We start from the raw sequence: 21,334 nt of genomic DNA, 5'->3' as shown, positions 1-21,334 counted from the left end.
TAGCGGAGGAATGCGAATCGTGCGTGAACTCGGGTGGAGATCCGGAAGTGACTCAGGCCACGCGCAGTCCGCGCCGCCGGTGCACGGCCTCGGTGTAGCGCTCGGTGATCACCCGCGCGACGGCATCGTGCCGGGTGAGGGTCTGCGCGACCCGCACGTGCCCGAGGCTGTCGGCCTCGGCGCAGGCACGGTCCCACAGCAGTCCGGGGGCGAGGATCCACGGTGTCAGCACGACGGTGCGGGCACCGCGGGAGGTGAGGTCGGCGAGGGTCGTCCCCACGGACGGACCGGTCGTGGCGAAGCACGCCGCGGCCTGCGTCCACGCCGTGCCGACGAGAATGCGGGGCACGACCAGCCCGGTCGCCCGGTTCGCTTCGGGGCGTCGCGATCCCACCGCGCACACTGCGATACCGACGGACGGATCGTCGGCCGACACCCCCGTGGCCGTGATGAGATCGCGAGCCGCGTCGACGAGGAGATCGTCGTCGCCGAGGATCGGCGAGCACAGCACCTCGAGCAGCGGATGACGTTGCTGCGCTTCGTGCAACAGGGCCGGCAGATCGACCCGCGCGTGGAAGGCGCTGCCGAGCAGCAGCGGCACCACCGCGACCTGCCGGTGCCCGTCCGCGGCGAGCGCGTCGAGAGCCTGACCGACCGACGGGGTGTTCAGGTCGAGGAACGCGAGTCGCACGTCCAGACCGGGGTTCTCGGCCCGGACGGTGTCGAGCGCGGCAGCCACGGCCTGCGCCGAACGCGGGTCGCGACTGCCGTGCGCGACGGCGACGAGCGGCATCATGCCGGGACGCGGTCCCCGAGCTCGATGTCGGCGAGTCCGTCGCCCACGAGACCCGCGGCGAGGGTGTTGCCCCCGGCCGGATCGATCAGCAGGAAGCTGCCGCTGCGGCGGTTGATGCGGTAGTCGTCCGCGGCGATCGGCTCGGCCACACGCACCGTGATGCGCGCGATCTCGTTGAGCTCGATGCTCTCCGGGCTCGGGACGGAGGAGAGATCCTGCTCGTCGAACCGCTCGTCGATCGTCCCGACGATGGCCTGCGTGATGCGGGTGCCGTGCTTGAGCAGCAACCGGGCGCCCGGGCGCAACGGCTTCTCGGCGAGCCAGCACACGGTGGCCTCGAACTCCGACAGCGGCTCGGGTGCCGCCTCCGGGGTGGCGATGATGTCGCCGCGGGAGACGTCGACGTCGTCGGCGAGCACGAGGGTCACCGACCGGCCGGCGTGCGCGACATCGAATGCGCCGTCGGCACTGTCGATGCGCTCGACGGTGGTGCGGACACCGGACGGCAGCACGACGACCTCGTCACCGGGGCGCACGGACCCTGCCGCGACCTGACCGGCGTAGCCGCGGTAGTCGGGGAACTCGGCGGTGCGGGGACGGATCACGTACTGCACCGGGAAGCGCAGACCGGTCTCGTGCCGGCCGTGCACATCGGCGTCGACGGGAACCGACTCGAGGTGCTCGATGAGCGTCGGGCCGTCGTAGTAGGGGGTGCTCTCGCTGCGCACGGCCACGTTGTCGCCGTGCAGCGCGGAGACCGGGATCTCCTGCACGTCCTCGGGTGCCCAGCCGAGCGAACTCGTCAGTTCCCCGAACTCGGCGGAGATCTGCGCGAACACCGAGGCCGGATCCTCGACGAGGTCGATCTTGTTGACCGCGAGGACGAGCTTCGGCACACCGAGCAGGGCCAGCACGGCGGCGTGCTTGCGGGTCTGCGAGACGACACCCTTGCGCGCGTCGACGAGCAGGACGACGAGCTGCGCGGTGGACGCACCCGACACCGTGTTGCGGGTGTACTGGACGTGACCCGGGGTGTCCGCGAGGACGAAGCTGCGCTTCGGCGTCGCGAAGTAGCGGTACGCCACGTCGATGGTGATGCCCTGCTCACGCTCGGCGCGAAGGCCGTCGACGAGCAGCGAGAGGTCGGGGGTGTCGAGGCCGCGGTCGACCGACGCGCGGGTGACGGCGTCGATCTGGTCGGCGAGTACGGACTTGGTGTCGTAGAGCAGTCGTCCCACCAGGGTGGACTTGCCGTCGTCGACCGAACCGGCGGTGGCGAGGCGCAGCAGCTGCGTGTCGCTCTGCACGCTCTGCTCGTGAAGGTCGCTCATGATCAGAAATAGCCCTCTCGCTTGCGGTCTTCCATCGCCGCTTCGGAAACCCGGTCGTCGCCGCGGGTGGCGCCGCGCTCGGTCAGTCGTGATGCCGCGACCTCGGCGAGGATCTCCTCGTTCGTGGAGGCCTCGGACAGGATCGCGCCGGTGGTCGATCCGTCGCCGACGGTGCGGTAGCGCACCGAACGCGTCTCGGGCTCTTCGCCCTCGGCCGGACCGCCCCAGACACCCGGGGTCATCCACATGCCGTCGCGGCGGTAGACGGGGCGCTCGTGCGCGTAGTAGATGCTCGCCAGTTCGACGTTCTCGCGGGCAATGTAGCGCCAGATGTCGAGCTCGGTGAAGTTGCTCAGCGGGAAGACACGCACGTGCTCCCCGGGTGCGTGCCGCCCGTTGTACAGATTCCACAACTCCGGACGCTGACGCTTCGGATCCCACTGGCCGAATGCGTTGCGCAGCGAGAAGATCCGCTCCTTGGCGCGCGAACGCTCCTCGTCGCGGCGGCCGCCACCGAAGACGGCGTCGAACCGGTTCTCCGAGATCGCGTCGAGCAGCGGCACGGTCTGCAGCGGGTTGCGGATGCCGTCGGGACGCTCGGTGAGCCGGCCGTCGGCGAGGTAGTCCTCGACACTCGCGACGTGCAGTCGGAGGTTGTACTTTTCGACGACGTGGTCGCGGAACTCGAGGACCTCGGGGAGGTTGTGGCCGGTGTCGACGTGCAGCAGCGCGAAGGGCAGCGGCGCGGGCCAGAACGCTTTGATGGCGAGGTGCAGCAGGACGGTGGAGTCCTTGCCTCCCGAGAACAGGATGACGGGGCGTTCGAACTCGCCCGCGACCTCGCGGAAGACGTGGATCGCTTCCGACTCGAGGGCGTCGAGGGTGTCGAACCGGTTGCCGTCCAGCAGCGTCCGGGTCTCGGTGGGATTCGTATCGGTGAGTGTCATGAGGCGTGCAACCCGCATTCGGTCTTGGCTCGGCCGGCCCAGCGCCCGCTGCGCGGATCGGCTCCGGGAAGTGGTTTGGTGGTGCACGGGGCGCACCCGATGGACGGGTAGCCCTCGTCGACGAGCGGATTGACGAGGATCCCGTGTTCGTCGATGTAGTTCTGCATGTCCTCGTCGGACCATGCCGCGATCGGATTGATCTTCACCAGTCCGAACGCGTCGTCGAACGAGATGAGCGGTGAGTTCGCGCGGGTGGGCGCCTCGACACGGCGGATTCCGGTCACCCAGGCGCGGTAGCCCTTCAGGCTCTCCTTCAGCGGCACCACCTTGCGCAGGCGGCAGCACTCGTTCGGGTCGCGGGCGAACAGATCCTTGCCGAGCAGGGCGTCCTGCTCCGCGACGGACTGCTGCGCCCGGGCGTTGACGATGTTCACGCCGTACACCTGCTCCACCGCATCGCGCGTGCCGAGCGTCTCGGCGAAGTGGTAGCCGGTGTCGAGGAACAGCACGTCCACGCCGGGGCGCTGCTGCGCGGCCAGATGGACCAGGACACCGTCCTGCATGTTGGACGCGACGATGTACCCGCTACGTCCACCGTCGGTGGTGGGGGTACCGAAGGTCTCGTCCGTCCACCGCAGGAGTTCCTGCGCCGACGCACCTTCGAGTTCTGCCGCCCCCTGCGCGGCAATACTCCGGAGCTCGTCGATGTTCGTATCGATCGTCATCGCGTCCCTTCCCGATCCGTCTTCGTGTCGACCGCTGCAGCAGTGCCCGTCATCGCAGGTCTGCCTCCTCGGCGCGGACGACCCATTCGCCGAAGCGCTCGCCGGGCGTGCGCTCCTTGACGAAGGTGCGCACCACCCGCTCGATGTAGTCGCCGAGCTCGGCACTGGTGACCTTGTGCTGGCGCAGCTTGCGTCCGAACTTCGCGTCGAAGCCCAGCGCACCGCCGAGGTGCACCTGGAAACCTTCGACCTGGTTGCCCTCACCGTCGTCGACGAGTTGACCCTTGAAGCCGATGTCGGCGATCTGGGAGCGCGCACACGAGTTCGGGCAGCCGTTGATGTTGATCGTCACCGGGACGTCGAGCTGCGCGTTGATGTCGGCGAGACGCTCCTCGAGCTCGGGCACGAGGGCTTGCGAACGCTTGCGCGTCTCGACGAAGGACAGCTTGCAGAACTCGATTCCCGTGCACGCCATGAGATTCTTGCGCCACGGCGACGGCGAGGCCGGCAGACCCAGCGCCTCGAGCTCGGTGACGAGCTGCTCGACCTTGTCGTCGGCCACGTCGAGCACGATCAGCTTCTGGTATGGGGTGAACCGGATCCGGTCGGAACCCGCACGTTCGGCGGCGTCGGCGACCTTCGACAGGATCGTGCCCGAGACACGACCGGCGATCGGCGCGACACCCACGGCGTTGAGGCCGTTGCGTAGCTTCTGGATACCGACGTGATCGATGGGACGCTCCGGTGCGGCCGGGGCCGGGCCGTCGATGAGCGGACGCTTCAGGTACTCGGTCTCGAGCACCTCGCGGAACTTCTCGATGCCCCAGTCCTTGACGAGGAACTTCAGGCGTGCCTTGGACCGCAGCCGCCGGTAGCCGTAGTCGCGGAAGATCGCGACGACGCCTTCCCACACATCGGCGACCTCCTCGAGCGGCACCCAGGCGCCGACCCGCTGCGCGAGCATCGGGTTGGTGGACAGGCCGCCGCCGACCCACAGGTCGAAGCCGGGGCCGTGCTCGGGATGCTCGACGCCGATGAAGGCGACGTCGTTGATCTCGTGCACGACGTCCTGCTGGCCGGAGATCGCGGTCTTGAACTTGCGCGGCAGGTTCGAGTACTCGGGGTTGCCGATGTAGCGGCGCACGATCTCGTCGATCGCGGGGGTGCCGTCGATGATCTCGTCGAGGGACTCACCGGCGAGCGGCGAACCGAGCACGACGCGAGGGCAGTCGCCGCACGCCTCGGTGGTCTTCAGGCCGACCGATTCGAGACGACGCCAGATCTCGGGGACGTTCTCGACCTCGATCCAGTGGTACTGGACGTTCTCGCGGTCGGACAGGTCGGCGGTGTCGCGACCGAACTCGGTGGAGATACCGGCGATCGTCCGCAGCTGCGCGAGATTCAGGGCGCCGGCGTCGCAGCGCACCCGCATCATGAAGTACTTCGCCTCGAGCAGGTCGATGTTCTCGTCACCGGTGTAGGTGCCGTCGTAGCCCTGCTCGCGCTGGGTGTACAGACCCCACCAGCGGAAGCGGCCGCGCAGATCGCTCTTGTCGATTCCGTCGAAACCGGTTTGCGCATAGATGTTCTCGATACGCTTGCGGACGTTGAGCGGGTTGTCGTCCTTCTTCGTCTGCTCGTTGGCGTTGAGCGGCTCCCGGTAGCCGAGGGCCCACTGGCCTTCGGCGCGACGCTTGGCGGGACGCGCGCGGCGGGCGGGAGTGGCCGACTCGTCGGCGGGCGTGACGTCGGTGATCGACGACATACAGGGTCTCCTGATACTCGCTGGAACCGGATCGACGAGCGCAGGAGGGAGCTGACCTCGTGCACGCATGCTTCGACCCGGCGGGATCTGGGATGTGCCGGGGAGTGCCGACTAGAGACAGTCGGCGCAGAGACAAGCGGCGCAAGGCAGACAACAGGATGCGCAGACGCGCTTGAAGTCGACGTGGCGTCGCGCCACGAGTCGCACTCCGTGTCCTGTCATGCGGACCATTGTGCCACGTCACCGGGACGATTCCGAATTGCGGGCGGTATTTCCACCCGATTTTCGGGAAATGTCGAGGTAGGGGCGTCGCGCGCGGAGCCGCCCTTCAGGTCTCTGGAACACTGGAGCGCGTGAACAGCACTGAGATCGGTCGACGCACCGGCACGGAAATCGGTATCGCGGGTCGTCCGGCCGGTCTCGAACTTCCCGCTTCGGCACTCGCAGGAGTGGGGACGCGACCGTTCGGTGTGTACGTGCACGTGCCCTTCTGCGCGACCCGCTGTGGCTACTGCGACTTCAACACCTACACGGCCGGGGAACTCGGCAGCGCGGCGTCGCCGCAGTCCTGGCTGGAGGGTCTGCGCCGCGAACTCGACGCCGGTGCCCGGCTGCTGTCCGAATCCGGACGACGGACTCCCGCTGCCGAGACGGTCTTCGTCGGCGGCGGAACACCCTCGCTGCTCGGCGCGGACGGTCTCGCGCAGGTGCTCGACGCGATCCGCGACTCGTTCGGGCTCGCTCCCGGCGCCGAGGTGACCACCGAATCGAACCCGGAGTCGACCTCCACGGAGTTCTTCTCGTCGATCCGCGAGGCCGGATACACCCGCGTGTCGCTCGGCATGCAGTCCGCGGCGCCCCACGTGCTGGCGGTCCTCGACCGCACCCACACACCCGGGCGTCCCGTCGCGGCGGCGAAGGAAGCGCGCGCGGCCGGTTTCGGCCACATCAACCTCGATCTGATCTACGGTACTCCCGGCGAGCGCGACGCCGACCTCGACGCCTCCCTCGACGCCGTGCTCGAAGCGGGGGTCGACCACGTCTCGGCGTACGCGCTCATCGTCGAGGACGGCACCGCCCTCGCTCGCCGTGTCCGTCGCGGCGAGCTGCCGGCTCCGGACGACGACGTGCTCGCATCGCGGTACGAGCGGATCGACGCGCGACTCGCCGACGCCGGGATGACCTGGTACGAGGTGTCCAACTGGGCGAAGGCCGATGATCCGTCGGCGCGCTGCGCCCACAACCTCGGTTACTGGGACGGCGGCGACTGGTGGGGCGCCGGGCCGGGCGCGCACAGCCACGTCGGTGGCGTGCGCTGGTGGAACGTCAAGCATCCCGCCCGTTACGCGTCGACCCTCGCCGACGGAGTCCTGCCCGTCGGGGGCAGCGAACACCTCACGGCCGAGGACCGGCACACCGAACTCGTCATGCTCACCGTCCGGCTGCGCACGGGCCTGCCGTTGTCGGAGCTCGACGACGGTGAGCGCGAGGCAGCAGAGACGGTGGTCGCCGACGGGCTCGCCGTGGAGCGCGACGATCAGCTCGTGCTGACCGACCGGGGCCGGCTGCTCGCCGACGCGGTGGTCCGCACCATCCTGCTCGGCGCGGACGACTGACCGTCCGGTCGCGTCATGCTGCTCCGACCGACCGGTCGCGTCATGCTGCTCCGATGCGCTCCGAGTCGTAGACCGACAGCCGCCCACGGTTCTCGACCACCGACACCTAGTACTTATCCGACTCGGTCCGGCCGTCGACGGTGACGAACGTGAGGGTGACGATCACACTCGACACATCGCGGGGCTCCACGGTATCCACCCCTGATCGGGCTATGCGGGCGACGGGCCCCGAACCTCGGCGCCCGGGTCGGGCACGCCACCGGGAATCAGCACGTCGTACTCGAAGACACGCACGTGCAGCACCGTCCGGTTCCGCAGCGCAGACTGCACGGCACGGTGGAGTCCGTCCTCGAGGTACAGCACGCCCTGCCACTGGACGGCGTGTGGGAACAGATCGCCGTAGAACGTCGAGTCCTCCGACAACAGCCGGTCGAGTTCGAGCACCTTCGTCGTCGTGACGATCTCGTCGAGGCGCACCTGGCGGGGCGGAATCCTCGACCAGTCGCGCAGAGACAGTCCGTGATCGGGATACGGCTTGCCGTCCCGGACGCCCTTGAAGATCATGTGAACACATTACGGGGGACGCGCCGAAGGCGTCGCTTCCGGTTCGGGGTGGTATCGCACACGTGCCCGACACCTTCGAGGTCGTCGCGCGATTAGACTGACAGGGTACGGCCCCGAGAGGTGCAGTCCTGCAGGCGGCGGAAACGGAGGTGGCGGGTTGTCGAGTACCGAGGAGCGGAGATTCACGGTCTTGCGCGCCATCGTGGCGGATTACGTGTCCACCAAGGAGCCGATCGGCTCCAAGACTCTCGTCGACCGGCACAATCTCGGAGTGTCCAGCGCCACGGTCCGCAACGACATGGCTGTGCTCGAAGCAGAGGGATACATCACACAGACCCACACGAGCTCGGGACGCGTGCCCACCGACAAGGGCTACCGCCAGTTCGTCGACAGGATCGCGGAGGTCAAACCGCTCTCGTCGGCCGAGCGCCGCGCAATCCTGCAGTTCCTCGAATCGGGCGTCGACCTCGACGACGTGCTGCGCCGCGCGGTGCGGTTGCTCGCGCAGCTCACCCGCCAGGTCGCGGTCGTGCAGTACCCGACGCTCTCCGCGTCGTCCGTGCGACATCTCGAGGTGGTCGGGCTGACACCGGCGCGGCTGCTGCTCGTGCTCATCACCGACTCGGGCCGCGTCGATCAGCGCATCGTCGAACTCGGCGACGTGATCGACGAGGACGGCCTGTCGCGGTTGCGTGAGCTGCTCGGCGGGGCATTGACCGGCAAGCGGCTCGCCGCGGCCTCCGTCGCAGTGACCGAGCTCGCCGACAACGCACCGGACGATCTGCGCGACGCGCTCATCCGGTGCACCACCGTGTTGGTGGAGACCCTCGTCGAGCACCCCGAGGAGCGTCTCGTGCTCGGCGGCACCGCCAATCTCACCCGCAACGCCGCCGACTTCGACGGCCACGGCATGCTGCCGGGCTCGTTGCGTACGGTCCTCGAAGCCCTCGAGGAGCAGGTCGTGGTGCTCAAACTGCTCGCGTCCAGCCAGGACGCAGGCCGGGTCACCGTCCGCATCGGTGAGGAGACCCAGTTCGAGGAGATGCGCACCACCTCGGTCGTGTCCACCGGCTACGGGGCCGCGGGTACGGTCTTCGGTGGTCTGGGAGTGCTCGGCCCCACCCGGATGGACTATCCGGGAACCATCGCATCGGTCGCCACCGTTGCGAGATATATCGGTGAGGTGCTCGGCGAACGCTGAGCACCGTCCATTTTTGCTCTGTAGAACGACGTAAGGACGAGAACCAAACGTGGCACGGGACTACTACGGGACGCTCGGCGTGTCCAAGAACGCGACCGACCAGGAGATCAAACGGGCGTACCGCAAGTTGGCGCGCGAGCACCACCCGGATGTGAACCCCGACGAGTCGGCGCAGAAGCGTTTCCAGGAGATCTCGGCCGCCTACGAGGTGCTGTCGGATCCCGAGAAGCGACGCATCGTCGACCTCGGCGGCGACCCGCTCGAACCCGGTGGCGGCGGTGCGGGCGGCTTCGGCGGCGCCGGCTTCGGTGGCGGCCTCGGTGATGTCTTCGAGGCGTTCTTCGGTGGTGGGGCCGGCGGTTCCCGCGGTCCGCGCGGCCGCGTCCAGCCCGGCGCCGACTCGCTGCTCCGCACCCGCCTGACCCTCGAGGAATGCGCTCGCGGCGTCACCAAGACGGTCACGGTCGACACCGCGATCCTGTGCGACGCGTGCACCGGTTCCGGCACCCACGGCGATTCGAAGCCCGTGCGCTGCGAGACCTGCGGTGGCGCCGGTGAGGTTCAGTCCGTCCAGCGTTCCTTCCTCGGCCAGGTCATGACGTCCCGCCCGTGCCCCACCTGCCGCGGTGTCGGCGAGACGATCCCGGATCCCTGCCGCAAGTGCGGTGGTGACGGCCGCGTGCGCGCCCGCCGCGAGGTCACCGTCAAGGTGCCCGCCGGCGTCGGCAACGGGATGCGCATCCGCCTCGCGGCCCAGGGCGAGGTCGGCCCCGGCGGCGGTCCTGCCGGCGATCTCTACGTCGAGGTGCTCGAACAGCAGCACGAGGTTTTCGTGCGCGACGGCGACGACCTGCACTGCACCATCCGCGTGCCCATGGTCGACGCTGCGCTCGGCACCAAGGTGACGATCGAGACCATCCTCGACGGCCCCACCGAGATCACCATCGATCCCGGCACCCAGCCCGGTTCGGTCTCGGTGCTGCGCGGCCACGGCATGCCGAAGCTGCGCTCGGGTACGCGCGGCGACCTGCACGCGCATCTCGAGGTCGTGGTGCCGAGCAAGCTCGATCACAAGCAGACGAAGCTGCTCGAGGACCTGCGCCGGCACAGCGACCGGGAGCATGTCGAGGTCGTGACCACGGGTTCGCAGAACACCGGCGGCCTGTTCTCGCGCCTGCGCGACGCGTTCAGCGCCCGTTAGGTCGCTCGGGTGGCCGCGACACTGTTCTACCTCGACCCGCTGCCCGACGAGGGGCGAACGGCCGTGCTCGACGGCAAGGAGGGCCGGCACGCCGCGACGGTGCGCCGTATCGCGGTAGGCGAGCGGCTCGTGTTGTCCGACGGGGCCGGTGAGGTCGCCGACGTCGAGGTCACGGCGGTCGCGAAGGACCGGCTCGAAGCGCTCGTGCTCGGTCGTCGCGTTGTCGACCCGCCGCGTCCGAGCGTGACCGTCGTGCAGGCGCTGCCGAAGTCCGACCGGTCCGAACTCGCCGTCGAACTGGCCACCGAGGCCGGCGCCGACGAGTTCGTACCGTGGCAGTCGGCGCGCTGTGTCGCCCGGTGGGACGCCAAGGCGGACAAGGGTGTTGCCAAGTGGCAGGCGGTCGCGACGTCCGCGGCGAAGCAGTCGCGGCGCGCGCACGTGCCGACGGTGGCCGGGTTGCACCGCACACCCGAGGTCGTCGCACGGGTCCGCTCGGCCGTCGAGCGCGGCGACGTCGTCGCGGTGCTCCACGAATCCGCCACGATCCCCTTCGCCGATCTGCCCGTGCGCGACGTCGATTCGCTGACGCTGATCGTCGGTCCCGAAGGCGGACTCGACGACGCGGAGGTCGAGACCCTCGTCGACGCGGGCGCGGTGGCCGTCGGTCTCGGCCCCACGGTGCTGCGCACCTCGACCGCCGCGGCCGTCGCACTCGGCGCGATCGGTGTGTTGACCGACCGGTGGCGTACCAGGCCCCTGCACTAGGGATCGCTTGCGGGTCCCGATTCTCTGTGCTGAGGGATCGCTTGCGGGTCCCGATTCTCTGTGCTGCGGGATCGCTTGCGGGTCCCGACCATACGTATCGAAGGAATTTCCTCTCTTGGCTCGTACGAAGATCGCCTACGGCACCCACTCGCAGCAGTTCGGGCACGTCTTCCTACCCGACCCCGCGACGGTGACGGGGCCCGTTCCCGCCGTCATGGTCGTTCACGGCGGTTCGTGGCACGGCCGCTACCAGCTCACCCTCGGTACGGCGCTGTCCGTGGAACTCGCGCGTCGCGGTGTGGTGGCGTGGAACGTCGAGTACCGCCGTCTCGAGGCCGGTGGCGCGTGGGACGAGATGTCCGCCGATGTGGTCGCGGCGTACGAGACGATCTTCACCGAGGTCGTTCCGCACGCGCAGCGCGGCGGTGTCGAGGTCGATCTCGACCGTGTGCGGCTCGTCGGTCACTCTGCGGGAGGCCAGCTGGCGGTGTGGCTCGCGGGTGAGAGCACGTCGGTGCGACCGGAATTCGTGGTTTCGCAGGCGGGTGCGCTCGACCTCGTCACCGCCGGGGAGCGCGGTCGTAGCGTGGAGGCGTTCGAGGCGCTCTTCGGTGCGTCCTACGCGGAGGCACCCGAGTGTTATCGGTCGGCCTCGCCGACGCACCGGCCGCCGATCGGTGTGCCGGTCGCGGTGCTGCACGGCACCGCCGACGAGCAGGTGCCGGTGAGTGTCGCGCACCGTTACGTCGACGCGGCCGACGCGGCAGGAGATCCGGTGTCGCTGGAGCTGTTCGACGGTGAGGATCACGTCGCCTTCCTGAACCGGAGCACCCGGGCCTGGGCGCGATCGCTCGACCTGCTCACCGTCCGGTCAGTGGCCGATCTCGGCCTCGCTGCCGGTGCGGGTGTGGAGTCCGCGGGGGAGTAGCGCGGTGACCGCCGCGGCGCCGATGAGCAGGACGATGCCGGCGACGAGGCTCGCGGACGAGATCGCCTCGGCGAACGCTGCGGACGACGCGTCGAGCAGCGGTTGTGCGTACGACGCCGCGAATGGGTTCGCTGCGAGTTCCTCCGCGACGATCGCCGCACCGCCCACCGAATCGCCGGCCGCCTCGATCGCCATCGCGGCCTGATCGGCCATCGGACCTGTCAGGTCCGCCAACGGCAATCCGTCGAGGAACCCGGAGATCTCGCGGTGATAGGTGGTCGCGAGGATCGAGCCGAGCACGGCGATGCCCAGAGACCCGCCGAATTCCACTGCGGTGTCGTTCAACCCGCCCGCCGCTCCGAGGTCCGAGTCGGGGAAGCCGCCCATGATCAGGTCGGTGGACGGGGATGTGGCCAGGCCGATGCCCAATCCGAGCAGCAACAACGAGATCAGAAAGGGCGTGAAGCCGGAGGCGCCGGCCGTGACGGTCAAGGTGAGGATGCCTGCCGCAGCGGCGACCATGCCCGTGCCCACGAGGGCCCGCGCACCGAGTCGGGGCGCGAACCGGCCGCTCAGCGCCGCGCCGAGCGAGACCGTCACCGCGAGGGGAAGCAGACGCAGACCGGTCTCGAGCGGGCCGTAACCGAGCACGAACTGGAACTGCTGCGCGACGAAGTAGATGGCGCCGAAGGCGACGAGGAAGAGCAGTAACACCGACACGCACGCACCGCCGACGGTCCGGTCCGCGACCCGACGCACGTCCAGCAACGGCCGGGGGTGGCGAAGTTCCCACACCACGAAGAGCACCGCGGCGATCACCGAGCCGATCGAGGTGGCGATCACCCCGGTGCCCCAACCGAAGTGGAACCCCTCGATGATCGCGTAGACGATTCCGCCGAGAGCAGCGACCGACAGGGCGCCGCCGACCCAGTCGGTGCGGGTGAGATCGTCCGCCTTCGAGGCCGGCACGAGGATCAGGGCCGCGATCGCCGCGAATGCCGCGATCGGCACGTTGATGAGGAAGGTCGAACCCCACGAGTTCGATTCGAGGAGCCATCCGGCGAGCAGGGGACCGAGCGCAATGGCGAGTCCGGACGTGGCGGCCCAGGCTGCGATCGCGCGGGCACGCTCGTGCACGGGGAACATCGCGACGAGCAGCGACAGTGTCGCAGGCATGATCACGGCGGCGCCCACCCCCATGACGATGCGCGCGACGATCACGTCGCCGGCGCTGTCGGCGAACGATCCGTAGACCGCGCCGGCGGCAAAGACAACCAGGCCCGCCAGCAACGCGCGACGTCGTCCGTATCGATCGCCGAGCACGCCGAACAGCAGCATCAGCGCGGCATAGGGGACGGTGTAGCCGTCGATGATCCACTGCATGTCGGCGCTGGTGAGCTGCAGTTCGCGCAGCATGCCGGGTGCGGCGACGATGAGCGAGGTGTTGGCCATCACGACGATGAGCAGGCTCAGGCACAGCACCGCCAGTCCGGCCCAGCGCAGCCGGTAGGGTTCCTTCGCTGCGGTCCCTCCTGCGAGGGTCACGGCAGTGGGCATGGGCTCTCCTCGGGTGCGACACGGGCCGGGACCTGAGCCCCGATCTACACGGTGGTGTGCAAGTTACGCAGCTGCACATCCGTGTGCAACTAAAATGAAAGACAGATCACAGTCAGCGGAAGAGGGCGAGAACGTGGAGAACTCGGTCACACGACCGCGAACCCGATTCAATGCGAACCGCATGCGCATACTCGACGCTGCGGTGATGTGCTTTGCGGCCGACTCCGACGCGAGCATGGACGATGTCGCCAAAGCCGCGGGTGTCGTCCGCCGCACCGTCTATGCGCACTTCCCCAACCGGGAAGCCCTCGTCGAGGGGATCGTCGACGACGCCTCGACCGCACTCGCCGAGGCTCTCGACCACCCCGAGCCGGACGATCCCGCGGTCGCGCTCGCGGTCGTGGCGTTGCGGACCTGGCCCATCGGCGACCGCTACCGCGTGCTGCTCTCCTTCGCCCGCAAGGAGATGGGAGAGCAGCGCATCGCCGAGCTGGTCTCCCCGGTGCGCTCACGTGTCCTCGGGCACGTCGAACGCGGCCTCGCGCAGAGCCAGCTCTCCGACTACCTCCCGGCGCCCGTGCTCGTAGGGATGATGGAGGGCCTGACGATGGCCACACTCGAGCAGGCCAATCTCGGGCTGGTGGACGACTCGGGCGACACGATCGTCCTGGGCAATCTCGTGCTCGGTGGGGTCTCACCCGACCGGGCACCCGGGATCCTCGCCGAGGCACGGCGGTGGCTCGCGGAGGCGGGTTCTGGTGAAGGCGGAATCCAACCCCGCTGAAACTCCCTGTTGCGGGAGGGTGCGCTTCGTCCGGCGCTAGACTGGCACGAACACGACGACCGTCGTGCAGGAGCCGAACCGAAAGCAGGACGTACCGTCCACGTGAGTGAACCAGACCGACCCCACGAGCCCCCCGAATTCGAGCCGACCACGGTCAAATCGAGCCTCGACCTCCCCTCGGAGGCCGCAGCGCCCCTGCTCGGAGCCGCGGACGAGAATCTGATCGCCCTCGAAGCCCTCCTGGCGGCGGACATCCACGTGCGGGGCAACACCGTCACGCTGACCGGAGCGCCCGCCGACGTCGCCCTCGCGGAACGTGCGCTCGCCGAACTCGTCACCATCGTCCGTCGCGGACAATCGCTCGCGCCCGACGCCGTGCGTCGCACCGTGGGCATGCTCACCCAGGGGCTCTCCGAGTCGCCGGCCGACGTGCTCAGCCTCGACATTCTGTCGCGGCGCGGGAAGACGATCCGGCCCAAGACCCTGAACCAGAAGCGGTACGTCGACGCGATCGATGCCCACACCATCGTTTTCGGTGTCGGACCGGCCGGTACGGGCAAGACCTATCTCGCCATGGCAAAGGCCGTGCAGGCGCTGCAGACCAAGCAGGTCAACCGCATCATCCTCACGCGTCCCGCCGTCGAGGCAGGGGAGCGGCTCGGCTTCCTGCCGGGCACCCTGCACGAGAAGATCGACCCGTATCTGCGTCCACTGCACGACGCGCTGCACGACATGATGGATCCCGAGGCGATCCCGAAGCTCATGCAGGCCGGGGTCATCGAGGTCGCACCCCTGGCGTACATGCGTGGCCGCACCCTGAACGATGCGTTCATCATCCTCGACGAGGCGCAGAACACCACCGCCGAACAGATGAAGATGTTCCTCACGCGTCTGGGCTTCAATTCCAAGATCGTCGTGACGGGCGACATCACGCAGATCGACCTGCCCGGCGGCGCCCGTTCGGGTCTCGCCGCCGCCACCGAGATCCTCGACGGCATCGACGACATCCACATCGCGCGACTCGACAGTAGCGACGTCGTGCGGCACCGGCTCGTCTCCGACATCGTCGACGCCTACAGCCGTTTCGAGGCCACCCGCGACGGCGACGGGATCCCCGGCAACCGTGCTCAACGTCGCGCGCAGCGGGTGCAGCGTCGATGAACACCCTTGTAGATCAACCGAATACCGTCGTGCAGAAGGAACTCCAGTCATGAGCATCGAGATCTCGAACGAATCGGGAATGGACGTCTCGGAGGAGGAACTCCTCGACGTCGCCCGTTTCGTGATCGCCCGGATGGATGTGCATCCGGCGGCGGAGTTGTCGATGGTGCTCGTGGACCTCGACACCATGGCCGATCTGCACGTGCGGTGGATGGACCTTCCCGGCCCCACCGACGTGATGTCGTTCCCCATGGACGAACTCGAGCCCGGGGGGCGTCCGGACGCTCCCGAACCGGGACCGTCGATGCTCGGCGACATCGTGCTGTGTCCGCAGTTCGCCGCCGACCAGGCGGCGAAGGCCGGTCACCCGGTGGCCCACGAACTCGCCCTGCTCACCGTGCACGGCATGCTCCACCTCCTCGGCTACGACCACGCCGAACCGGAGGAGGAGAAGGAGATGTTCGGCCTGCAGAACCAGCTCCTCGCCGAGTGGTACGAGGAAATCCGCCGCGCCGAGCACGAGGCGCGGCTCGCCGCCCGCGACCGGAAGTTGCTGGGCAAGGCCGGTTTCGTCGACACCCCCGAATCATGAGCGGCGACAGTGCGAGCCATCGTGATCGGACGGCACCGATCGAGGGAGTGACGATCGCGTGAGTACCGTGCCCCTCGTCGTCCTGGCGGTCGTCCTGGTGGTGCTCGGCGGCCTGTTCGCCGCTGTCGATTCCGCGCTCAACACCGTATCCGCGGCGCGCGCCGAGGAACTCGCGAAGGAGGGCCGCCCCAGTGCGCGCCGCCTGCTCGGTCTGCTCGACGATCGGCCCCGCTACGTCAATCTGACGGTGCTGCTGCGCATCCTCTGCGAGATCACCGCCACCGTCGTGCTCGTCGGTGCGTTGCTCGCCGTGCTGGACCGCACATGGGCGCTCGTCGTGGGCGCTGCGGTGATGGTGATCGTCGACTACGTCGTGATCGGGGTCAGCCCGCGCACGCTCGGACGCCAGCACGCGTACCCGATCGCGCTCGCCGCCACCGGACCGCTGCGGGTACTCGGTGTCCTGCTCGGTCCGATCAGCCGAATCCTCATCAGCGTAGGCAATGCGGTCACACCCGGTCGCGGTTTCAGGAACGGCCCGTTCTCCAACGAGATCGAGCTGCGCGAACTGGTCGATCTCGCTCAGGAGAGCGGGGTCGTGGCCGACGAGGAACGCCGGATGATCCAGTCGGTGTTCGACTTCGGCGACACCACCGCTCGCGAGATCATGGTTCCACGCCCCGAGATGGTGTGGATCGAGGAGACCAAGACGGCCGGTCAGGCCACCTCGCTCGCCGTCCGCAGCGGGCACTCGCGGATCCCGGTGATCGGTGAGAACGTCGACGACATCCGCGGTGTCGTCTACCTCAAGGATCTCGTCCAGCAGACCTACTACCACCGCGACGGCGGACGCAGCGTCTCCGTCGCCGACGTCATGCGACCGGCGGTCTTCGTGCCGGATTCGAAGCGCCTCGACGATCTGCTCGCCGACATGCAGCGCGACCGCAACCACATGGCGATCCTCGTCGACGAATACGGCGGCATCGCCGGTCTCGTGACGATCGAGGACGTCATCGAGGAGATCGTCGGCGAGATCGCCGACGAGTACGACACCGGGGAGATCCCCGACGTCGAGGAACTCGGCGACGACACCTACCGCGTTTCCGCGCGACTTCCCGTCGAGGACCTCGGCGAACTGTTCGACATCGACATCGAGGACGACGAGGTCGACACCGTCGGCGGACTCCTCGGCTACGAACTCGGCCGAGTTCCTCTGCCGGGTGCGGAGGTACGGACCCACGGCCTGCTGCTCCGCGGCGAGGGCGGACCGGACGTCCGCGGGCGGGTGCGTGTGAGCACCGTCTTCGTGCAGCGCGTCAGCCCCGAAGAAGAACCCACCGATACTGATACGGCCACCACCGAGGAGCATGCATGACCGACACCGACTTCCGTTCCGGCTTCATCTGTTTCGTCGGCCGGCCCAACACCGGGAAGTCGACGCTCACGAATGCGCTCGTCGGCAGCAAGATCGCGATCACCTCGTCGCGCCCGCAGACCACCCGCCACACCATCCGCGGCATCGTCCACCGCGACAACGCCCAGCTCATCCTCGTGGACACCCCGGGACTGCACCGCCCGCGCACCCTGCTCGGCCAGCGGCTCAACGACCTGGTGCAGGACACCTACTCCGAGGTCGACGCGATCGGCATGTGCTTCCCCGCCGACGAGAAGATCGGCCCCGGCGACCGCTGGATCCTCGAGCAGGTGCGCCACATGGCGCCGAAGACCCCGGTCATCGGCATTGTCACGAAGATCGACAAGGTGGGCAAACAGCAGGTCGCCGCGCAGTTGCTCGCCGTGTCGAAGCTCCTCGGCGAGAACTGCGAGGTCGTGCCGGTCTCCGCGGCCTCGGGTGAGCAGGTCGAGGTCCTCGTCGACGTCCTCGTCTCGCACATGGAACCCGGACCGGCCTTCTATCCCGACGGCGAGCTCACCGACGAGCCGGAAGAGACCCTGATGGCCGAGCTCATCCGCGAGGCCGCCCTCGAAGGTCTCGGCGACGAGCTGCCCCACTCGCTCGCCGTCGTGATCGAGGAGATCACCGAACGCGAGGGTCGCACCGAGAAGCAGGGCGAAATGCTCGACGTGCACGCCCTGCTCTACGTCGAACGGCCGAGCCAGAAGGGCATCGTCATCGGCAAGGGGGGCGCGCGGCTGCGCGAAGTGGGCACCGCCGCACGCACCCAGATCGAGAAGCTCCTCGGCGTGAAGATCTACCTCGACCTGCACGTGAAGGTCGCGAAGGACTGGCAGCGAGACCCCAAACAGCTGGGCCGTCTGGGATTCTGACGCCGAGCCCTACGGGGTGGACGCGGTGATCGGCCGGGCGACCCACATCGACGCGAGGTAGGTCGGTGCCGACGAACGCGCTGAAGCGGTCGATCAGTTCCGCCGGCCGCGGTGTCATGGCGACGGCGGCGGAGACGTCGAAGCGGCGACAGCGGCGACGAGCAATCCGCTCACCACCGGGATCGCGAGTCGTCGCACGAGATCTCCGACCGGGACGCGGCAGAAGCCCGCGGCCACGATCAGCGACGACCAGATGACGCGGGTGCCGCCGCCGGTCCAGGTCGCGGCGTTCTGCGCAAGGGCGGCAAGCGTTGCGGTGTCCGTTCCGGCCTGCGGGGCGAGCGCAGCGGCGATACCACCGGTAAGCGGCAGACCGGCCCAGCCGGAGCCGTCCAGACCGATGAGCATGCCGATCAGGATCATGCTGAACGCGGCGAAGAGACCGTTGTCGGGAATGCGGGTCTGGATGCTCTCGACGGCGTCGAACAGGAAGGCCGGCCCGGTGCCGTCCTCGAGTCCCAGGATCGAACCGGAGTAGTCGGGGATGCCGGGGTACACGAATCCGGCCACCGGCAGGATGATTCCCATGGCCTTGAACGCGTGGACCAAGCCGTCGACGAAATGGGTGGCGCAATGTTCGAGGGCCACGCCCTGTCCGGAAATCGCGAGGGCGATCAAGGCCGAGCGGCGGCAGCCCGGCCTTGATCGCCGCCGGGAACAGCCCGGCCTTGATCGCCGCCGGGAGCAGCACGGCACCGATGATCGCGAGAGCAGGTGTGGGCAGAAGAACAACGACAGCAGATAGGTGACGACGAACAGCACGACGTAGGCGATACGGCCGTTGATCATCCAGCGCCCGAAGGGACGCACCATGAGTTCGTCGGCGCCGATGGTGCAGCATCGCCGCGAGCATCGATGGGCGGCACCGCCGTCGTCGGCCGGAACATGTCGATCTCGAAGAGTCGGACAGGACTCGGCAATCGGCCGACGAACCACTCGCGACGCGAAAGAACTGTGCACACGGCATGATTCGTGACGGTGGTGTTTCGTCGCGGACGCGGATGTGAACGCGTCGTCACGCCGGGGCCGGTGACCGAAGGGAACTCAGCGACGCGTGGCCGCCGCGCCGTGCAGCAGCAGCAGAACGGCCTCCGACAGATCCGGCTCCGTACCCGTCGACAGGCGGCGCAGTTGCAACCCGGTGATGGTCGCGACGACCGTCGGGGCGATCGTCTCCGGATCCGGCACTCCCAGCGCGGAAAGGACGGAGGCAGTCAACGCGTCGTAGGCACGCCAGCAGCGTTCGGCGACCCGCCGCAGTTCCTCGTCGCGCCCCGCCTGCACATAGAGCTCGAAGGGGGCGATGCGTTCGGCCGTGAAGGTCAGGTCGTGGGCGACGCGTTCGGTGAGTTCGGCGGCCTCCGTCAGCGACAGGGCCCGGGATCGATACTGCTCGGCGAGTTCTCGCAGCCGCTCGGTCTCCTCGTCGACGAAGAACTCGAGCGCGGCGCGCAGCAGGTCGGCCTGGGTGGGGAAATGGTAGGTGATCGAACCGAGCGACACTTCGGCGCGCGCCGCGATGCGCCGGTTCGTCACCCCGGCGACCCCGTCGGTGCCGACGAGGTACAGGGTGGCGTGGACGATCCGCGAGCGGGCGTCGTCGCGCGTGGTCACCACCATCGCTCCGGGGTGTGTTCGTGCCAGCGCAGCACCGATTCGAGTTGGGAAGCGAGGGACACCAGCAGCGGTTCGGAGTTCGCCGGGCCGAGCAGCTGGGCACCCACCGGCAGTCGCTCCTCGGTGAAACCCGCGGGGACGTTGATCGCGGGCCAGCCCAGCACGTTCCACGGCCACGCGTAGGGGCATGCGCCGGTGATGACCTTGTCGGTCGCCCAGCCGCCGATGCCGTCGATCGCCGTCACCGGCAGCGGCGGTGTGGCAGTGGTGGGGGCGAGTACGACGTCGAACCGGTCGAAGATGCGGCCGACCCGACGGTGCAGTCGCGGTTCGACCGCGCGCGCCGCCCGCAACGGATAACCGTGCAGGAACCGGCCGGTGCGGGCGTTGGCGCGGGTGCGCACGTCGGCGAGGGACGGGTCGGGCAGGCGGTACAACCAATCCTCGATACCGGCCATGGATCGAGGGAGGAAGGTGAGACCGAACGTCATTCCGTAGTCGGGATCGGCGAGCGTCACCTCGTGGCCGAGATCGCGCAGTACCGCGGCGAGTGCGGCGATGCGGGTGCGGACGCGGGCGTCGAGGCTGGTGGGTGTCGCGGTGAACGGGATCTTCAGCGACAGAGCGATGTTCAGTCTGCCGGGATCTCGTCCCACGGCGTCGGAGACGGTCAGCGGCGCGCACGCGTGCCGGTCGCCGGGGTGGTTCCCGGACACGACGTCGAGGAGCAGGGCCGCGTCGGCGACCGTGCGGGCGAGTGGGCCGTGCGTGGTGAGTCCGTTGAAGGATTCGGCGTCGGGCCACATGGAGATCCGGCCGCGTTGGGGCTTGATGCCGACGAGATTGGACCACGAGGCGGGGATGCGGACCGATCCGGCGCCGTCGGATCCCAGGGCGGCCGGCACGAGTCCCGCCGCGACGGCCGCGGCGCTGCCACCCGACGAGCCGCCGGGGGTGTGGTCGCGCGACCACGCGCTGCGGGTGTGCCCGAAGGCGTCGCCGCCGGTGAGCGGCCACTGGCCGAGTTCGGGGGAGTGGGTCTTGCCGACGATCACCGCGCCGGCGGCCCGCAGGCGACGCACCACCTCGGCGTCGGTGTCCTTCGGGGCGAAGGTGCCGGCGCAGCCGAACATCGTCGTCTCGCCGACGATGTCGGTGTCGTCCTTGATCGCGATGGGGACACCCAGCAGGGGGAGGCGTTCGCCGTTCGCGCGGCGCCGGTCGGCCTCGCGGGCCTCGTCGAGTGCGGTGGTGCGGCGCACGACGCGGAAGGCGTTCAGGTGCGGTTGCGATTCGTCGATCCGGTCGAGGCTCGCACGGACGAGGTCCGTGGAGGTGGTCTCGCCGCGGTCGAGTGCCTCGACGGTCGCCTTCAGGTCGCGCAGGTCGGTTCGAGCGTCCATTCGTTCCCCCGTTCGTTCGAACGAACAAT

At 68.7% G+C, this 21,334-nt stretch carries 20 protein-coding genes; 10 read left to right on the top strand and 10 right to left on the bottom strand.

All coding sequences use genetic code 11. The annotated features are described in order from the left end of the window. Positions 1-52 precede the first annotated feature (52 nt). The 5 genes from KXC42_RS15220 to KXC42_RS15200 are packed head-to-tail and all read right to left on the bottom strand — an operon-like array spanning position 53 to position 5,564. Positions 53-796 carry a sirohydrochlorin chelatase gene (locus KXC42_RS15220; RefSeq protein WP_006554491.1) on the bottom strand — a complete coding sequence of 248 codons (744 nt, stop codon included), beginning with the start codon at positions 794-796 and terminating at the stop codon, positions 53-55. Further along, a complete protein-coding gene (locus KXC42_RS15215; RefSeq protein WP_006554490.1) occupies positions 793-2,127 on the bottom strand; it encodes a sulfate adenylyltransferase subunit 1 in 1,335 nt (444 codons plus the stop codon). Before KXC42_RS15215 ends, KXC42_RS15220 begins: the two co-directional genes overlap by 4 nt. Positions 2,128-2,129: 2 nt before the next feature. After that, entirely contained in the window at positions 2,130-3,074 is a 945-nt protein-coding gene (cysD, locus tag KXC42_RS15210) for a sulfate adenylyltransferase subunit CysD (protein WP_006554489.1), read from the bottom strand. After that, positions 3,071-3,799: a phosphoadenylyl-sulfate reductase gene (locus KXC42_RS15205; protein ID WP_006554488.1), complete on the bottom strand. Its 729-nt coding sequence runs from the start codon at positions 3,797-3,799 to the stop codon at positions 3,071-3,073. The genes cysD and KXC42_RS15205 overlap by 4 nt, the downstream gene beginning before the upstream one ends. Positions 3,800-3,848: 49 nt before the next feature. Then, positions 3,849-5,564, bottom strand: coding sequence for a nitrite/sulfite reductase (locus KXC42_RS15200; RefSeq protein ID WP_219129230.1), 1,716 nt, complete (start codon positions 5,562-5,564; stop codon positions 3,849-3,851). 392 nt (positions 5,565-5,956) lie between these two features. On the opposite strand from KXC42_RS15200, the gene hemW reads away from it, so the two are divergent. Next, a complete protein-coding gene (gene hemW / locus KXC42_RS15195) occupies positions 5,957-7,180 on the top strand; it encodes a radical SAM family heme chaperone HemW (RefSeq protein ID WP_174556243.1) in 1,224 nt (407 codons plus the stop codon). Between the two features lie 210 nt (positions 7,181-7,390). On the opposite strand, the gene KXC42_RS15190 is transcribed toward hemW, so the two are convergent. Next, a complete protein-coding gene (locus KXC42_RS15190) occupies positions 7,391-7,744 on the bottom strand; it encodes a type II toxin-antitoxin system VapB family antitoxin (RefSeq protein ID WP_006554485.1) in 354 nt (117 codons plus the stop codon). A 157-nt stretch (positions 7,745-7,901) separates the two neighbouring features. On the opposite strand from KXC42_RS15190, the gene hrcA reads away from it, so the two are divergent. The 4 genes from hrcA (at position 7,902) to KXC42_RS15170 (ending at position 11,842) form a co-directional block, all read left to right on the top strand. Further along, a complete protein-coding gene (hrcA, locus tag KXC42_RS15185) occupies positions 7,902-8,945 on the top strand; it encodes a heat-inducible transcriptional repressor HrcA (RefSeq protein ID WP_006554484.1) in 1,044 nt (347 codons plus the stop codon). Between the two features lie 49 nt (positions 8,946-8,994). Then, complete coding sequence (gene dnaJ, locus KXC42_RS15180) at positions 8,995-10,146, top strand: molecular chaperone DnaJ (protein ID WP_006554483.1); 1,152 nt, start codon at positions 8,995-8,997, stop codon at positions 10,144-10,146. Between the two features lie 9 nt (positions 10,147-10,155). Beyond that, positions 10,156-10,914, top strand: a complete 759-nt coding sequence (locus KXC42_RS15175; RefSeq protein ID WP_006554482.1) for a 16S rRNA (uracil(1498)-N(3))-methyltransferase — start codon at positions 10,156-10,158, stop codon at positions 10,912-10,914. A gap of 115 nt (positions 10,915-11,029) precedes the next feature. Continuing rightward, positions 11,030-11,842: a S9 family peptidase gene (locus tag KXC42_RS15170; RefSeq protein WP_094980307.1), complete on the top strand. Its 813-nt coding sequence runs from the start codon at positions 11,030-11,032 to the stop codon at positions 11,840-11,842. On the opposite strand, the gene KXC42_RS15165 is transcribed toward KXC42_RS15170, so the two are convergent. Next, entirely contained in the window at positions 11,786-13,399 is a 1,614-nt protein-coding gene (locus KXC42_RS15165) for an MFS transporter (protein ID WP_219129229.1), read from the bottom strand. The two genes, KXC42_RS15170 and KXC42_RS15165, sit on opposite strands and share 57 nt — an antisense overlap. 181 nt (positions 13,400-13,580) lie before the next feature. Here KXC42_RS15165 and KXC42_RS15160 point away from each other — a divergent pair, with 181 nt between their 5' ends. The 5 genes from KXC42_RS15160 to era all read left to right on the top strand — a co-directional run bounded on the left by KXC42_RS15160 (position 13,581) and on the right by era (position 18,225). Next, complete coding sequence (locus KXC42_RS15160) at positions 13,581-14,183, top strand: TetR/AcrR family transcriptional regulator (protein ID WP_170318574.1); 603 nt, start codon at positions 13,581-13,583, stop codon at positions 14,181-14,183. A 102-nt stretch (positions 14,184-14,285) separates the two neighbouring features. After that, entirely contained in the window at positions 14,286-15,344 is a 1,059-nt protein-coding gene (locus KXC42_RS15155) for a PhoH family protein (protein WP_006554479.1), read from the top strand. Between the two features lie 49 nt (positions 15,345-15,393). Next, a complete protein-coding gene (gene ybeY / locus KXC42_RS15150) occupies positions 15,394-15,936 on the top strand; it encodes an rRNA maturation RNase YbeY (protein ID WP_006554478.1) in 543 nt (180 codons plus the stop codon). A 58-nt stretch (positions 15,937-15,994) separates the two neighbouring features. Further along, positions 15,995-17,311 carry a hemolysin family protein gene (locus tag KXC42_RS15145; RefSeq protein ID WP_006554477.1) on the top strand — a complete coding sequence of 439 codons (1,317 nt, stop codon included), beginning with the start codon at positions 15,995-15,997 and terminating at the stop codon, positions 17,309-17,311. Further along, complete coding sequence (era, locus tag KXC42_RS15140; RefSeq protein ID WP_024101353.1) at positions 17,308-18,225, top strand: GTPase Era; 918 nt, start codon at positions 17,308-17,310, stop codon at positions 18,223-18,225. Before KXC42_RS15145 ends, era begins: the two co-directional genes overlap by 4 nt. Before the next feature lie 114 nt (positions 18,226-18,339). On the opposite strand, the gene KXC42_RS27350 is transcribed toward era, so the two are convergent. The 3 genes from KXC42_RS27350 to KXC42_RS15125 all read right to left on the bottom strand — a co-directional run bounded on the left by KXC42_RS27350 (position 18,340) and on the right by KXC42_RS15125 (position 21,305). Continuing rightward, on the bottom strand, positions 18,340-19,098 hold the full coding sequence (locus KXC42_RS27350; protein WP_052040098.1) for a hypothetical protein: 759 nt from the start codon (positions 19,096-19,098) through the stop codon (positions 18,340-18,342). Positions 19,099-19,329: 231 nt separating this feature from the next. After that, positions 19,330-19,905 (bottom strand): TetR/AcrR family transcriptional regulator, encoded by a 576-nt coding sequence (locus KXC42_RS15130; protein WP_033097766.1) that lies wholly within the window; start codon positions 19,903-19,905, stop codon positions 19,330-19,332. Further along, the gene (locus KXC42_RS15125; protein WP_006554473.1) at positions 19,896-21,305 is read right to left on the bottom strand and encodes an amidase; all 1,410 of its coding nucleotides are present in this window, start codon (positions 21,303-21,305) and stop codon (positions 19,896-19,898) included. The genes KXC42_RS15130 and KXC42_RS15125 overlap by 10 nt, the downstream gene beginning before the upstream one ends. Positions 21,306-21,334: the final 29 nt, after the last annotated feature.

It is taken from the genome of Rhodococcus sp. LW-XY12 (genome assembly GCF_019317345.1).
Classification (GTDB): domain Bacteria; phylum Actinomycetota; class Actinomycetes; order Mycobacteriales; family Mycobacteriaceae; genus Rhodococcus; species Rhodococcus pyridinivorans.
Note: the sequence above shows the minus strand (reverse complement) of the source record. Positions and strands in the feature narration are given on the sequence as shown.

What these genes read in the sequence shown, in the direction of transcription:
- KXC42_RS15220 (WP_006554491.1), bottom strand. Translation starts at nt 796, where the DNA reads ATGATGCCGCTCGTCGCCGTCGCGCACGGCAGTCGCGACCCGCGTTCG.
- KXC42_RS15215 (WP_006554490.1), bottom strand. Translation starts at nt 2,127, where the DNA reads ATGAGCGACCTTCACGAGCAGAGCGTGCAGAGCGACACGCAGCTGCTG.
- cysD (WP_006554489.1), bottom strand. Translation starts at nt 3,074, where the DNA reads ATGACACTCACCGATACGAATCCCACCGAGACCCGGACGCTGCTGGAC.
- KXC42_RS15205 (WP_006554488.1), bottom strand. Translation starts at nt 3,799, where the DNA reads ATGACGATCGATACGAACATCGACGAGCTCCGGAGTATTGCCGCGCAG.
- KXC42_RS15200 (WP_219129230.1), bottom strand. Translation starts at nt 5,564, where the DNA reads ATGTCGTCGATCACCGACGTCACGCCCGCCGACGAGTCGGCCACTCCC.
- KXC42_RS15190 (WP_006554485.1), bottom strand. Translation starts at nt 7,744, where the DNA reads ATGATCTTCAAGGGCGTCCGGGACGGCAAGCCGTATCCCGATCACGGA.
- KXC42_RS15165 (WP_219129229.1), bottom strand. Translation starts at nt 13,399, where the DNA reads ATGCCCACTGCCGTGACCCTCGCAGGAGGGACCGCAGCGAAGGAACCC.
- KXC42_RS15160 (WP_170318574.1), top strand. Translation starts at nt 13,581, where the DNA reads ATGCGCATACTCGACGCTGCGGTGATGTGCTTTGCGGCCGACTCCGAC.
- ybeY (WP_006554478.1), top strand. Translation starts at nt 15,394, where the DNA reads ATGAGCATCGAGATCTCGAACGAATCGGGAATGGACGTCTCGGAGGAG.
- era (WP_024101353.1), top strand. Translation starts at nt 17,308, where the DNA reads ATGACCGACACCGACTTCCGTTCCGGCTTCATCTGTTTCGTCGGCCGG.
- KXC42_RS27350 (WP_052040098.1), bottom strand. Translation starts at nt 19,098, where the DNA reads ATGGTGCGTCCCTTCGGGCGCTGGATGATCAACGGCCGTATCGCCTAC.
- KXC42_RS15130 (WP_033097766.1), bottom strand. Translation starts at nt 19,905, where the DNA reads ATGGTGGTGACCACGCGCGACGACGCCCGCTCGCGGATCGTCCACGCC.
- KXC42_RS15125 (WP_006554473.1), bottom strand. Translation starts at nt 21,305, where the DNA reads ATGGACGCTCGAACCGACCTGCGCGACCTGAAGGCGACCGTCGAGGCA.